This window comes from Halanaerocella petrolearia, from assembly GCF_054657875.1.
On sequence record NZ_BAAHXW010000002.1, the window covers coordinates 107,706 to 122,248 of the forward strand.

General features: G+C 33.1%; 11 protein-coding genes and 3 riboswitches. All 11 genes read right to left on the reverse strand.

From position 1 onward, the window contains the following. Positions 1 to 25: 25 nt before the first annotated feature. Entirely contained in the window at positions 26 to 1,423 is a 1,398-nt protein-coding gene (purB, locus tag ACYQ39_RS07760) for an adenylosuccinate lyase (RefSeq protein ID WP_459841858.1), read from the reverse strand. A 353-nt stretch (positions 1,424 to 1,776) separates the two neighbouring features. After that, a riboswitch (purine riboswitch) is annotated at positions 1,777 to 1,874 on the reverse strand. A 93-nt stretch (positions 1,875 to 1,967) separates the two neighbouring features. Continuing rightward, a complete protein-coding gene (gene purE, locus ACYQ39_RS07765; RefSeq protein ID WP_459841860.1) occupies positions 1,968 to 2,486 on the reverse strand; it encodes a 5-(carboxyamino)imidazole ribonucleotide mutase in 519 nt (172 codons plus the stop codon). Between the two features lie 239 nt (positions 2,487 to 2,725). Further along, positions 2,726 to 3,889 carry a 5-(carboxyamino)imidazole ribonucleotide synthase gene (locus ACYQ39_RS07770; protein WP_459841862.1) on the reverse strand — a complete coding sequence of 388 codons (1,164 nt, stop codon included), beginning with the start codon at positions 3,887 to 3,889 and terminating at the stop codon, positions 2,726 to 2,728. A 133-nt stretch (positions 3,890 to 4,022) separates the two neighbouring features. Continuing rightward, positions 4,023 to 5,297: a phosphoribosylamine--glycine ligase gene (purD, locus tag ACYQ39_RS07775; protein ID WP_459841864.1), complete on the reverse strand. Its 1,275-nt coding sequence runs from the start codon at positions 5,295 to 5,297 to the stop codon at positions 4,023 to 4,025. Between the two features lie 240 nt (positions 5,298 to 5,537). Continuing rightward, positions 5,538 to 5,639, reverse strand: a riboswitch (purine riboswitch). 54 nt (positions 5,640 to 5,693) lie between these two features. Beyond that, positions 5,694 to 6,485 carry a hypothetical protein gene (locus ACYQ39_RS07780; RefSeq protein ID WP_459841866.1) on the reverse strand — a complete coding sequence of 264 codons (792 nt, stop codon included), beginning with the start codon at positions 6,483 to 6,485 and terminating at the stop codon, positions 5,694 to 5,696. A gap of 106 nt (positions 6,486 to 6,591) precedes the next feature. Then, positions 6,592 to 7,326: a pyruvate formate-lyase-activating protein gene (gene pflA / locus ACYQ39_RS07785; RefSeq protein ID WP_459841869.1), complete on the reverse strand. Its 735-nt coding sequence runs from the start codon at positions 7,324 to 7,326 to the stop codon at positions 6,592 to 6,594. 631 nt (positions 7,327 to 7,957) lie between these two features. Next, positions 7,958 to 10,180, reverse strand: a complete 2,223-nt coding sequence (gene pflB / locus ACYQ39_RS07790) for a formate C-acetyltransferase (protein WP_459841871.1) — start codon at positions 10,178 to 10,180, stop codon at positions 7,958 to 7,960. A gap of 208 nt (positions 10,181 to 10,388) precedes the next feature. Beyond that, positions 10,389 to 10,475, reverse strand: a riboswitch (ZMP/ZTP riboswitch). Positions 10,476 to 10,531: 56 nt separating this feature from the next. Continuing rightward, on the reverse strand, positions 10,532 to 11,818 hold the full coding sequence (locus tag ACYQ39_RS07795) for an adenylosuccinate synthase (RefSeq protein ID WP_459841873.1): 1,287 nt from the start codon (positions 11,816 to 11,818) through the stop codon (positions 10,532 to 10,534). 192 nt (positions 11,819 to 12,010) lie between these two features. Next, complete coding sequence (gene purB / locus ACYQ39_RS07800; RefSeq protein WP_459841875.1) at positions 12,011 to 13,306, reverse strand: adenylosuccinate lyase; 1,296 nt, start codon at positions 13,304 to 13,306, stop codon at positions 12,011 to 12,013. A gap of 329 nt (positions 13,307 to 13,635) precedes the next feature. Continuing rightward, complete coding sequence (locus ACYQ39_RS07805) at positions 13,636 to 13,755, reverse strand: cyclic lactone autoinducer peptide (protein WP_459841877.1); 120 nt, start codon at positions 13,753 to 13,755, stop codon at positions 13,636 to 13,638. A gap of 22 nt (positions 13,756 to 13,777) precedes the next feature. Beyond that, on the reverse strand, positions 13,778 to 14,401 hold the full coding sequence (locus ACYQ39_RS07810; protein ID WP_459841878.1) for an accessory gene regulator ArgB-like protein: 624 nt from the start codon (positions 14,399 to 14,401) through the stop codon (positions 13,778 to 13,780). Positions 14,402 to 14,543 lie beyond the last annotated feature (142 nt).

Consider the following 14,543-nt stretch of genomic DNA (forward strand, 5'->3'; position numbering starts at 1 on the left):
CGTAAATAAACCGTAACTTATTATATTAAGTTAGTTTTATATTTAGTTCGTTACTCCAATATTCAACGACCTGCTCTGTCTTTTTCACTGAAGTTCCTATATACTGCTCAGGATTAGTTAATAGTTTACGTTGCTTTTTATTAAACTGCTCCCAATAAGGCTGCAATTCTTCTTTGACCTGCACTAATTCTCTTAAATTATTTCCTGTCTCTTCTGCTTCTAAAGTCAGCTTTCTTACAGCTTCATGAGCATCAGGATGACCATAAGATGCCAATAAAATATAAAGCGGCTCAGCTACTACCAGTTCTTTATTCTGATCAAAATTCTTCTTCATATTATCATGATCAACAACTAGCTTGTTACCTACTCTAATTAAACGATTAATAGATGATAATAGACCGACTATAATCTCAGGAATAAATCGACTAGAAGCTGAATTAGTTAAATCACGTTGGTGTTCTGAAATTTGATCTTGGTAAGCAGTCATCATACGAGGCATAAATTCCTTCCACATACTTTTAACATTCTCATAATTAATTGGATTCCGTTTGTGAGGCATAGTTGAAGAGCCAACTTGGTCTTCACCAAAGTGTTCTCCTACTTCACCAATCTCTGAGCGCTGTAAATGACGCATATCATCACTAAAATTAGCTATAACTCCAAAACAGGAAGTTAACGAGTGAACAAAATCAGTTATATACTCTGGTTCAACAATCTGAGTAGAATGAGTACTAGCTTCTAAATCTAACTCTGCTAAAACATCTGCTTCAAAAGTTTCTGGTTCCTCAAAGAAAAGGTGACTAGCATTATAAGCTCCTACAGCTCCTGCTATCTTTCCTCTTAGCTGTTTACTACTCTCTTCAATAGCTTGAATTCTATTTCCTAGTCTACTTACATATTCAGCTACAGCAAAACCAAAAGTAATTGGAACTGCATGTTGGCCATGAGTTCTACCAACCTGAACTGTTTCTTTTTCTCTTAGTGAAATTTCCATTAGTAGTTTTTCTAACTTCTTTAAGGTAGGTAAGATTAATTCTTCAGTAGTTTCTTTATAGCGTAAAGAATTAGCAGTATCAACAATATCAAAGGAAGTTGTAGTAAAATGAACATAAGGTTTAGCTTCATCACTAACTTTATTCTGAATACAATTTACTAAAGCTCGAATATTGTGTTTTGTCTTTTTTTCTTCCTTATATACTTCTTCTGGATTTATTTCTTCAGCAGCCTTTTCTACTTCAGTTGCTACTTTCTGAGAACAAATTCCACGTTTAGCTAAAGCTTTAACCAAAGCTACCTCTACAGCAGCTTGATATTTAACTTTTGCTTCTTCTGATAAATAAGTTGAATAATCCTTAAATTCATCTCGTAAAGAATATCTATGGTCTAAGGGACTAATATTTTTAAAAATATTACGATTTATCATCTTATTCCTCCCTAATTATTGATATAAAGTGGCATTTTATCACTTTATATCAGTTTATAGTTTACGGTTTACAGTTTACAGTTAAAACCATAAAATCAATTCCTTTTAAACTATTAATATAATATATAAAGCATTCTAGAAACTTTGAATCTTGTTTTGATTTTCCTACCATGTTAGTGTAAACCACTGTACACCGTACACTGTATACTGTCAACTATTGATATAAAACGTAGCTTTCTATCAATCAAGCTCTACTTTATAGCTAATAAAAAACAACTTAACTTACTACTTAAAATGAAAAGACCTAGATAGACCACCTTGTAACTACAAGGAAAGTCTATCTAGGTCTACTATTCCCTAAATAGTTCCTTCATAGTCAACAGTTTATGGCCGTTGGTAGAAACGTGTAGCCTTATCCTACACATATATGAAGCAAGCTAATCTTCGGCTTATTGCAATTGTCACTCTTATAATAACAACTTATAGTCTTTTTATCAAGAATAAAACGAATATTATTAATATATATAACTTTAATTTTCGTTATTTAAGATTGTTGAGCTAAATATTCCTGATGGCCTAACTCTTCTAATTCTGTAGCTGTCTCTTTTACACTACTCGCCAACTCTGCTTTATACCGTTTATGCTTATCTCTTAATTCTTGATTCTTAATACCTAACATCTGAATAGCCAATAATCCTGCATTTTGGGCTCCATTGATACCTACTGTAGCCACTGGTACTCCTCCTGGCATTTGAACAATAGAATACAGAGAATCCACTCCACTCAACTTAGACGTCTTAATTGGTACTCCAATGACTGGTAGTGAAGTATGAGAGGCTGTCATGCCTGGTAGATGAGCTGCTCCACCTGCTCCAGCAATAATTACATCAATACCTTTTTCTTCTGCACTTTCTGCATATTCAGAGACTCGATCAGGTGTTCTATGAGCAGATACTACTGTAATTTCATAAGGAATATTAAACTCTTCTAAAATATTCGCTGCATCCTTCATAACTGGTAAATCCGAATCACTACCCATAATAACTCCAACTTTAGGTTGCATAAATTAATTCCTCCCGGTTTATAGTTTACAGTTTACGGTTTACAGTGTACAGTTAAAAACCTATCTAACTATTAAATCTGAGCTTTAGTTTAAGCAAATTTATCATAAAATAGTTATTAAACTTAAAGAAATGAAACCACTAAAATATAATAATTCATTGTTTACTCAGCCTTATACTTAATCTTAAACTCAATATATTTAGGTTTATCCTTTATTCATTATTATTTTTTATTTAATTGTCAATTACTCTGCCCTTCTATTATAACTAATTCACTTGCCTCTAGGGCAACTTGACTTGCCTGATCTACTGTATCTGCTGTAACTGTTAAATGACCCATTTTCCTACCAGGTCTCGATACTTTCTTCCCATAAACATGCAATTTAAGATTATGGAGTTTTAATACTTCTTCTGTTCCTACTACATTTGCTTCACCTTTACTTCTTTGACCAAGAAGATTTCTCATGACCGTTGGATTTACTAAATCTGTATTTCCTAAAGGAAGACCTACAATGGCTCGAATATGGTTAGCAAATTGAGAAGTAACAGTTCCTTCAATAGAATAATGACCTGAATTATGAGGTCGCGGAGCTATTTCATTAATTAATACTCTATTATCCTCTGTTACAAACATCTCTATACAGAAAATACCGAAACCAGAGAATATATCCATAACTTTTTCGCCTAAATTAAGAGCTTCTTCTTTAATATTATCAGAAATATCAGCTGGTACCTTAGTTTCAATTAAAATACTTTCTTGATGAGCATTCTCACCTATAGGATAAGTGATTGTTTCTCCTTTAGTACTACGACAAACTAATACTGAAACCTCTTTACTAAAGGGGACAAATTCTTCTACCATCAACAAATTATCTCCTGCTCCTAAGGCTTGATAAGCCCCTTCAATCCCTTCTTCATCTTTTATTAGCGCATTACCTTTACCGTCATAACCTCCTGTACAACTTTTTAACATTATAGGATAATCAAACTTAGCCGCTGCTTTTTTAATATCTTCTTTACTAGATACTCTTATAAAATCTGGTACAGGAATACCTTCTGCTTTTAATAATTGTTTTTGATCATATTTATTTTGAATAATTTCTAGGCTTTTAGGAGTTGGATATATGTTATAACCTTCTGTTTCTAACCCTTTTAAAGTGTCTACTTCAATATGCTCAAATTCATAAGTTACAATATCTGATTTTTCGGCCAATTCTCTAATAGCATCCTGGTCATCAAATTCAGCTACAATATGCTCATCAGCAATACTATCTGCTGGACAATGACTAGTAGGGTCTAAAATAATAACCTCAAAATCCATTTTTTTAGCTTCTAAGATCATCATCTTACCCAATTGGCCACCACCGATAATTCCGATTATCTGCTTTGTCTTACTTTTAGACATATTAACACCTCCAGTTTCGTATTTACTTTAATCTAGATCTAAGCTTAAGTCTGAGTCTGAGTTTAAGAAAATAATTAGACCTTATTTCTTACTGAAACTTAATCTCAGACTTAAACTCACTACTCACTACTCATTACTCATGACTTAAAGCTTTATTCCCAATATCAGTTCGATAATGTGCCTCTTCAAAATCAATCTCTTCTATTCCCTGATATGCTTTATCAATAGTCTCTTTATAGCTATCACCAAGAGCAGTTACACCTAAAACCCTTCCTCCAGCAGTTACTAATTTATTATTATCTAAATCAGTTCCAGCTTGATAGACAATAATATCCTCACCATTAGCTGCTTCTTTAATTCCTGTAATCTCCTTACCAGTATCATAATCTATTGGATAACCACCAGAAGCCATAATTACACAGACTGCTGTTTTAGTTGACCAGTCAATAGTTGTTTCAGTAAGTTCTTCATCAATAATTGTTTCTGCTATTTCTACTAAATCAGTTTCTAATAATGGTAGAACAGCTTGAGCTTCTGGATCACCAAATCGTACATTATATTCTAATACTTTAGCTTCATTATCTTCAATCATTAATCCAGTATATAAAACTCCTTTATACTTAATACCTTCTTTTTGTAAAGCGTCTATAGTAGGAACTAAAATTTCTTTTTTAACTTGCTCTAATAATTTATCAGTTACTACTGGTGCTGGAGCATAAGCACCCATTCCTCCAGTATTTGGCCCCTCATCTCCATCATAAGCCTGTTTATGATCTTGGGAAGGTACCATTGGGATAATAGTATCTCCATCAGTAAAAGCCAAAACAGTTGCCTCTTCCCCTGTCAGAAACTCTTCAACAACGATTCTACTACCTGCTCTTCCAAACTTCTCATCAACCATAATTGTCTCTACAGCCTCTATAGCTTCTTTTTTAGTCTCTGCTACAACAACCCCTTTACCTGCTGCCAATCCTTCAGCCTTAACTACAATAGGAGCTCCTTCTTTTTCAATATAGGCAATTGCTTTTTTAGGATCAGTAAAACTTTCATACTTAGCCGTAGGAATATCATACTTCTTCATTAGATTTTTAGAGAATACCTTACTTCCTTCTAATTGAGCTGCTGCTTTAGTTGGCCCGAAAATATTTAGTCCTACTTTTTCAAATGCATTAACAATTCCAGCCACTAAAGGAGCTTCTGGGCCAACAAAAGTCAAATCAATTTCCTTCTTTTGAGCAAAATTAACTAATTCATTAATATTTGTAGTTTCAATCTCAATATTTGTAGCTAATTCTGCTGTGCCCGCATTACCTGAAGCTACAAAAATCTCTTCTACCTTAGAGCTCTGCTTTAATTTCCAAACTAATGTGTGTTCCCTTCCACCACTACCAACTACTAATATCTTCATCTAATCCCTCCATTTTTAGTTTGCAGTTGCAAGCTATGAGTCATGTGTAAGACACTTAAAAATTAGATTTTTAATATATCAGACAGTAAAGTTACTTTTACCAATAGTCTAACAAACAAAAAAGCCCAGACAGGTAAGCTCTACTAAACTAAGAGTAGAACCTACCCGCCTGGGCTTTTCTCCCTTCGGTGTATAAAATATCTGTACCGCTTGGACCTAACAGCTGTTATAGCTACGGAACCCTAGGTACACTTCCCTCATAGTCAGGTAGTTTACGGCAACCTGGTAGAAACTTGTGAGCCAGATTCTCACACTTATATGAGGTATTCGATTAAATCTCTATTTTACATGATAATCTTAACAGATAAAGTCAATTTCGTCAACATAAACTAAAATTTATTCTTTGAATTCTTTTATCTTAGTCGTTACTAATTTCCCTTTAACTTCTATTACAGTTTTAGCTTCTTGCTTAATAGCCTGTTCTAGATCTTCAACTGCTTTTTTTAACTCTTTAATATCTTTTTTATTCTTACTTTTTACTTTTAACTTAGGTATAAGATCCTTTAATTTTTCAACATCAGATAACTGCTTTTCCTTACTAATTCCTAACCAGCTTGCATAAATAATTCTTCTAGTATAGGCTACAATCTTTTTTTTGGCCCCTACTTTAGCATCATACATCTCATATAATCTTGCTAAGTTTAAACTAAACTCATTAGCCTGCCATAAGGAAGACAATAACTCTTTACTTTTAGTTACTTCCGTTAGGCTATTTAATTCCTGTTCTACTTTGTGCAACTTCTTAGCTGCTAAGGTGCTTTCTCCTTCATAGCGATTCCACTTACGATGTAATTCATCAATTTGACCTTCTATTCCCTTCCATTTAGAGAACTCAACATTATTTTTTTTATCTTCAACTTTATTCTTATTTTCTTTATCTTTATGCTTCGCATCTTCCTGTTGCTGCTTTTGTTCTTTAAATTTCTCTTTTTCCTCTTTATCTCTCTTTTTAGAATAAAATCTTTCCATACTATCAATTGTCTGCTCAATTGTTAAACCTACATTAACAAAAGAAAGTGGGATTTTGTTTTCTTTCTTTTTTGGCTTGCTCTGTAACTTACTACAGCCTACTAATAAAAATAAACTTAACACTAAGATAACTGAAAGAAGTTTATGACTAACTTTCATCTTCTGCCTCCTAGTTACTATTTATATATATATTTAACTAAATCAATTATTTTAATTCTTATTCCAAAAAACAAAATAGACCAACATGAAGTTGGTCTAGAAAAAACTATTTAATTACAGTTTTAAGACCTTGCGCCGTAAATATACCTTTAATCTTATCTAATGTTTCTTTATTAGGAGGCTCAACTCCATCTAATTCATAATCTAGTTCTAACTCTTTCCACTTATGAACTCCTAATTGATGATAAGGTAATAATTCAATCTTCTCTAATTCTTTTAAAGTACCTAATTTTTTAGCTAATCTTTCTACTTCTTCTAAGTCATCAGTCCAACCTGGTACAATTACATGGCGCACCCAAAATGACTGTTCTTGACCTTCTAGAAAATCAACTAATTTCAATGTTTGTTGGTTACTTACTCCAGTTAACTCTTGATGTTTTTCTTCAACTAACTGCTTAATATCAAGTAATACTAAATCAAGATAAGGTAAAAGTTTTTTAAAATCATCTATCTCTACATAACCTGAAGTGTCTAAAGCAGTATGAAGACCTTCTTCTTTACAACGACGTAATAATTTTAAAGTAAAGTCTAACTGTAAAACAGGCTCACCACCTGAAATAGTTACCCCTCCATCACCTCGATCAATATATGGTTTACATTTGATAATTTTATCTACCACTTTATCGACACCCATTTTTTGCCCTTCTTTTAGATGCCAAGTATCAGGATTATGACAATACTTACAACGTAGAGGACAACCCTGTGTAAATACTACATAACGAATCCCTGGACCATCTTGAGTTCCAAAGCTTTCTAAAGAGTGAATATAACCTGTAGTCATTATTTTACCTCCTCTTATAAAAATACATTATTTAGAATTTATACTTACCAATTAAGTAAAACATTATCGAGATATTGTTTCACTTTTTAATAAAAAGTTAACTAAAAAAATTGAATTCAAAGACGGTTTCGGAACGGCCTATCGGCCTTCTTCCGAGTACCTTTTGTCAAAATACACCCCAAGAGTACTTCTTCATTTCATTCAGAGCGCAATTAGTAGTCTTTATCATTAATTCAATAATTTTAATCAGCTATATAGTTTAACAATAAATGAATTGAAGTAACTGACTATTTTTCATTTACATCTGATAAAACTACTAAAAAGGTACAAAAATATTTTTTAGAAAAACAAGTTATGCTTCCTACTGTTAAAAGATTACTAGATTATCTTTAACACTTTTAATTCATATATTATACTACTAATTTTAATAAAAAGTCGCATTGTTTTTCTTATTTAAAATCAAAACCTTTTAAAAATAACAAAATTATTTTTAGTAAAGATACATCTTAGATTTTTACTGATTTTGACCTTAACTGTACACTGTAAATTGTAAACTGTAAACTGCAGAAATATCTCGATTAAATAAAACAACCAGAGGAATTATCCCCTGGTTGAATTAGTTAACTTATCACTACATTTGATTGTGGAAAGTACGTGCAATAACTTCCTGCTGTTGCTCTGGAGTTAACCGAATAAAGTTAACAGCATAACCAGAAACTCTAATTGTTAACTGCGGATATTTTTCAGGGTGCTCAACAGCATCTTCTAAAGTCTCTCTCTGTAGAACATTAACATTCAAATGGTGAGCACCTTGAGCAAAGTAACCATCTAAGACAGAAGTTAAGTTATCTGCCTGTTGATTATCACCTGAACCTAAAGCTTTAGGCACAATAGAGAATGTATTAGAGATACCATCCTGACAATAATCATAAGGTAACTTAGCTACAGAATTTAAGGATGCCATTGCTCCAGAACTATCACGACCATGCATTGGGTTGGCCCCTGGTGCAAATGGTTCTCCTGCTTTACGTCCATCAGGAGTAGCACCTGTCTTCTTACCATATACAACATTAGAAGTAATAGTTAGAATAGACATAGAGTGCTCAGCATCACGATATAATTCATGTTCTTCTAATTTAGTCATAAATCGTTTCACAACATCAACTGCTAACTCATCAACTCGGTCATCATCATTCCCAAATTTAGGGAAGTCTCCTTCAATTTCAAAGTCAGTAATAATACCATCGTCATTCTTAATTGGCTTAACTGTAGCATACTTAATAGCACTTAAAGAGTCAGCAATAATTGATAATCCTGCTACTCCAAAGCCCATAATACGATCTACATCTGTATCATGTAAAGCCATCTGAACTCTCTCATAAGCATACTTATCATGCATATAGTGAATAATATTCAAAGCACCTACATACTTCTCAACTAACCAATCTAAGAAAGTATCAAATTTATCCATTACCTCATCAAATTCTAAAATGTCGCCTTCATAAGGAGTAAATTCCGGGCCAACTTGTACACCAGACTTTTCGTCTCGGCCACCATTTAAAGAGTAAAGTAATGTCTTCGGTAAGTTACACCGAGCTCCAAAGAACTGCATCTCTTTACCAGTTCTCATAGCAGATACACAGCAAGCAATAGAGTAGTCATCACCGAAGTTCTCACGCATTAAGTCATCATTTTCATACTGAATAGAACTTGTATCTCGAGATACCTTAGCAGAAAATTCTTTGAAACCTTCTGGTAAGTTCTCAGACCATAATACTGTTAAATTAGGCTCTGGTGCTGGTCCTAAGTTATAAAGTGTATTCAATAATCTAAAGCTTGTTTTAGATACTAATGGTCGACCATCAATACCCATTCCACCAACTACAATAGTAATCCACATTGGATCACCACTAAATAGCTCATTATAAGCAGGTGTTCTTAATTGACGAGCCATTCTTAACTTAATTACAAAATCATCAATTAATTCTTGTGCTTTTGTTTCAGTCAAGTTACCAGTTTCGATATCTTGCTTAATATAGATATCAAAGAACTCAGCCACTCGGCCAAAAGACATTGCCGCACCATTATTCTCTTGAATAGAAGCTAAATATCCCATATAAGTCCATTGAATAGCTTCTTGTGCATTTTCAGCTGGTCGGCCTAGCTCTAATCCATAAGATTCACCTAATTCTTTTAACTTTTTTAAAGCTCTAATCTGTTCACTTACCTCTTCACGTAACCGAATATGATCTTCTGTCATTCGTGTAGGTAAATGAGCAATATCTTGCTTCTTATCTGCAATTAAGTGATCAATACCATATAAAGCAATTCGACGGTAGTCACCAATAATTCGTCCTCGACCATAAGCATCAGGCAATCCAGTAATTACACCAGATCGACGAATCTCTCTTAATTCTGGTGTATAAGCATCATATACACCATCATTATGTGTCTTACGATACTTAGTAAAGATCTCATCAATCTCTTCATCAACTTCATATCCATAAGCTTCAGCAGCTTGACGAGCCATTCGAATACCACCATAAGTGTTTAACGTTCTTTTTAATGGCTCATCACTCTGTAAGCCAACAATCTTTTCTAAATCTTTATCAATATAACCTGGGTCATAAGCATTAATATCAGATACAGTTTCAGCATCTACATCTAAAACACCATCATTCTCAATCTCTTTCCATAATAACTCACTACACTCTTCCCATAACTTTTCCGTTCTATCAGTTGGTCCGGCTAAGAAAGAATCATCTCCTGTATAAGGTTCATAATTCTGTTGCACAAAGTCTCTAACATCAATTTCTCTTTCCCATTTACCAGACTTAAAGTTTAATTTACTCATCTATAATCCTCCTTATTGGGTTATATATATTATAAAATAGTTGTAATTGAAAATAATAATCTTTACTGTTTGAATCTCTTGTACTTATAATAACATACCCTTTATTAACCGTCAATTAAATTAACTGCTTATTGAAAACAGAGAATTTTCATACAATTTGTAAGATTAGGTAGCATATATAAACCACAAAAACCCGCCTGGATAACATAACTGCTATCCAGGCGGGCGATTTATTGTCAGGATTATACTCCCCCATAGTTAATTCCATGTTGTTCCGCCAGTCATATAATCCTATCTATTCTATTTTACTAATTTTATAATATCAGCTTAATAAATAGTTGTCAATATCAATTATCCTAATAAATTATCTAAAACCATTGTTTCTGAACGCTTTGGTCCTACAGATAAAATAGATAACTCGGTATCTGTTAACTCACAGATTCGATCTATATACTGCTTAGCATTCTCTGGTAGATTATCATACTCGTCTATATCAGATGTATCCTCTTGCCAACCTGCTAATGTCTCATATACTGGCTCACATTCTTTTAATATTTCTTCATTAGTAGAAAACTCATTAAGAACCTCACCTTGATAACGATAACCAGTACAAATCTTAATCTCTTCTAATTCATCTAACACATCTAACTTAGTAATAGCCAAACTAGTCAGTCCATTTATTCGAGCAGCATACTTAACAATTAAAGCATCAAACCAGCCACAGCGGCGTGGTCTACCTGTTGTAGTACCAAATTCATGACCTTTGTCTCTTAAATGTTCACCTATATCCTCTGTCAATTCAGCAGGAAAAGGACCCTCTCCAACTCGTGTTGTATAAGCCTTAACAATTCCAACAATATTATTTATCTTAGTCGGGCCAACTCCTACACCATTACAGACACCACCAGCTGTTGGATTAGAAGAAGTAACATAAGGATAAGTACCATGGTCAATATCTAATAAAGTACCTTGAGCTCCTTCAAATAAAACATTGCTACCTGCTTCTACTTCCTGATTAACTAATAGAGAAGTATCAGTTACAAAATCCTTAATCTGCTCTGCATAACCTAAATACTCTTCAATAACCTCTTGAGCATCTAATCTATCTAAACCATAAACCTTATCTAATACTAAATTCTTTAGCTCAACTGCTTCTCTTACCTTAGCAGCAAATTTATCTTCATCTAATAAATCTTCAACTCTAATCCCAAAACGACCAATTTTATCTCGATAAACTGGGCCAATTCCCTTCCCAGTAGTACCAATCTTATCATTACCTTTTCTAATTTCTTCGGCCTTATCCAACATTCTATGATAAGGCATAATTAAATGAGCTTTAGAACTGATATAGAAATTAGTCACCTCTACACCCTTCTGGGCTAAATAATCAAGCTCTTCAATTAAGACCTTAGGGTCAACTACAACCCCATTACCAATTACACATTTAGTATCATCATAAAGTACTCCCGATGGAATCAAATGTAGCTTATACTCTGTATCTTCTACTACTACAGTATGACCAGCATTATTACCACCTTGATAGCGAACTACTAAATCAGCCTCTTCTGAAAGTAAATCTGTAATCTTACCTTTTCCTTCATCGCCCCATTGAGTTCCTACTACTACAGTAGTTGTCATTTCTGAAAGCCTCCTCTGTTTAATTTAGAGTCGTGTGTCGTAAGCCGTGTGTTGTGAGCCAATTCAAAGTATTTAAATTCAAAACCAAACCTTATAAAGAATTTTGTTTTAAAGGAATTAAACGGTTTTATAGTTTTGATTTTGAATTGGCTCATAGCTCACAGCTCATAGCTAACAACTATTGATTGTCAATTATTCTAATCCAAGTCTTTTATAAATAGTATCTATATGTCGTAGATGATACTCATAATCAAAAATTTCCTCTACTTCTTCTGCTGCTAAATGCTCTCTTAAATCATCATCTGATAATAATAATTCTTTAAAGCTCTCTTGACCTTCCCAAGCTTGAAGGGCATTCCGTTGTACAATCTCATACGCATCATCTCTTAATAATCCCTGATCAACTAGAGTTAACATTACCTTTTGTGAGAAGATAAGTCCATTAGTCTCTTCTAAGTTAGTTTTCATATTATCTTCATGGACTCCTAAATTCTCTACTACATCTACAAACTTAGTCAGCATATAATCAACTAAGATACTGCTATCTGGTAGAACAACTCGTTCAGGAGAAGAATGAGTTAGATCTCGCTCATGCCATAGATTGACATTATCAAAACCAGTATTAGCATTAGACTTTACTACTCTAGATAAGCCTGAAATTCTTTCACAGACAATAGGATTTTTCTTATGTGGCATAGCTGAAGAACCTTTCTGACCTTTCTTAAACGATTCTTCAACTTCTAAAATATCAGTCCGTTGTAAATTTCGAATTTCAGTAGCAAATTTATCTAAAGAACTGGCAATTATAGATAAAATAGACAGATATTCAGCATGACGATCACGCTGTAAAATTTGAGAAGATATAGCAGCTGGTTCAAGATCTAACTCTTCACAGGCCAACTCTTCTACCTGAGGAGCAATATTAGCAAAAGTTCCAACTGCACCAGAGATCTTACCAACGCTGACTCGCTCTAATACACCTTCCATTCTCTCAATCTGTCTCTCTATCTCTGAATACCAATTAGCTAACTTCAAGCCTAGAGTTACTGGCTCAGCATGAACACCATGAGTCCGTCCAATCATCACCTGCATCTTATATTCTTTAGCTTTTCTTCCTAGTACTTCCTTAAACTCTTTTAAATCATCTAAAATCAACTCAGCCGCTTCTTTAAGCTGCAAGGCACGAGCCGTATCCTTAATATCTGACGAAGTTAATCCTTTATGAATATACTTTGATTCTTCACCGACATTCTCAGCAACTGCCTGCAAGAAAGCTAAGATATCATGACGAGTCTCTGCTTCAATCTCTTTGATTCTATCTACTGTAAAATCTGCTTTATCTTTAATTTTAGCAACTGCTTTTTCAGGAATCTCACCTGTTTCAGCCATAGCTTCACAGACTGCTATTTCAATATCTAACCATTTATCAAACTTGCTATCCTGACTCCAAACCTGTTTCATCTGAGGTAGCGTATAACGTTCAATCATCTATTTATATTCCCCCTGTAAATTTTTATCAACAACAACATTAATATAATAGCAAACCAAAAGATTATTGTCAATATAAAGTCGAATTTTAATCGTTTTACTAAAAATAACATTCGTTTATTTTATTACTTTAAAGCTTTAAAGTAATTTTCCCGAAATATCCGTATTTAAATCTATTATAATAGATTTAATTCTTTTAAGAATTATTATCCCGGATTTATAGCGGGCAAATTCGGATCAGAGTCAACTATTTAAAATTTCTAATCCTATTCAAAAAAATAAGCCCCCAATCTCTCGATTAGGGGCATAAGATCAATCTTTAGTTTGATTTACTCTTCTTTTAAAGCCTCAGGCACTTCAGGTTGATAACTCAATGCACCACTTACAGAAGAAACATTTCCTTTAGCAACTGTTTCTAATACTTTAGCAAAGACAAACTCTAACTTCATATGTACAACACCTCCTTTCAAATTAGTTATTATGTCTTATATACTCTCTATTATACAATTTATAGCCTAAGGGAGTTATTGATAATAATTGCCATAATATTCCTAATAATCCTGCTATTACAAATTGATCCTTAGCTCCAGATAAATATAAGATAAAATAAAATAAATCTAAACTAAAGAAGACAATAAAAGAATAAATTTTATATTTGGATAGCTTACTTTTAGAAGTAATCTGTTTTTCTTTAATAATAGCTGGAGCATAAAAGTAAATAATTACTGAACCTAGTATCAAAGTAAACCATAGCAGTCCTGGTATGAATTCTACTAATAATGAATCAAAACTACTAGCTACCCATCCTAAGAAAGTAAAAATTAATCCTCCTGACAAGGCACACCACCTAAATAAAATAGCATGAGCCCCACCTGAAAAGATCTTAATCACTCCAGATGTAACTGCAGCTGTCAATGTTAATAAAGTAACAGACAACAGAGATGAAAAAGCAATTATTACTGCATAACCTATTACAGTTGATAATAAGATTTTTAAACCATACACCATTATCTCCTTCTCTTCACTTACAGCATCTTGATAAATAATATCTATTATTTTTTCACTTAGTTCTGATAATCTACTTTTCCGTTTCATTATTTTTCCTCCTAATACATTATATTTACAATGAATACTATCATATAAATCATATTATGTCAAATAATAGATATTTAGTAAATTTTATATCATAAAATATAAAATTATCATATGTTTAAAAATATAACAAAAAATAAAAAAA

What these genes read in the sequence shown, in the direction of transcription:
- purE (WP_459841860.1), bottom strand. Translation starts at nt 2,486, where the DNA reads ATGCAACCTAAAGTTGGAGTTATTATGGGTAGTGATTCGGATTTACCA.
- pflA (WP_459841869.1), bottom strand. Translation starts at nt 7,326, where the DNA reads ATGACTACAGGTTATATTCACTCTTTAGAAAGCTTTGGAACTCAAGAT.
- purB (WP_459841858.1), bottom strand. Translation starts at nt 1,423, where the DNA reads ATGATAAATCGTAATATTTTTAAAAATATTAGTCCCTTAGACCATAGA.
- ACYQ39_RS07805 (WP_459841877.1), bottom strand. Translation starts at nt 13,755, where the DNA reads ATGAAGTTAGAGTTTGTCTTTGCTAAAGTATTAGAAACAGTTGCTAAA.
- purB (WP_459841875.1), bottom strand. Translation starts at nt 13,306, where the DNA reads ATGATTGAACGTTATACGCTACCTCAGATGAAACAGGTTTGGAGTCAG.
- ACYQ39_RS07770 (WP_459841862.1), bottom strand. Translation starts at nt 3,889, where the DNA reads ATGTCTAAAAGTAAGACAAAGCAGATAATCGGAATTATCGGTGGTGGC.
- ACYQ39_RS07795 (WP_459841873.1), bottom strand. Translation starts at nt 11,818, where the DNA reads ATGACAACTACTGTAGTAGTAGGAACTCAATGGGGCGATGAAGGAAAA.
- ACYQ39_RS07780 (WP_459841866.1), bottom strand. Translation starts at nt 6,485, where the DNA reads ATGAAAGTTAGTCATAAACTTCTTTCAGTTATCTTAGTGTTAAGTTTA.
- purD (WP_459841864.1), bottom strand. Translation starts at nt 5,297, where the DNA reads ATGAAGATATTAGTAGTTGGTAGTGGTGGAAGGGAACACACATTAGTT.
- pflB (WP_459841871.1), bottom strand. Translation starts at nt 10,180, where the DNA reads ATGAGTAAATTAAACTTTAAGTCTGGTAAATGGGAAAGAGAAATTGAT.
- ACYQ39_RS07810 (WP_459841878.1), bottom strand. Translation starts at nt 14,401, where the DNA reads ATGAAACGGAAAAGTAGATTATCAGAACTAAGTGAAAAAATAATAGAT.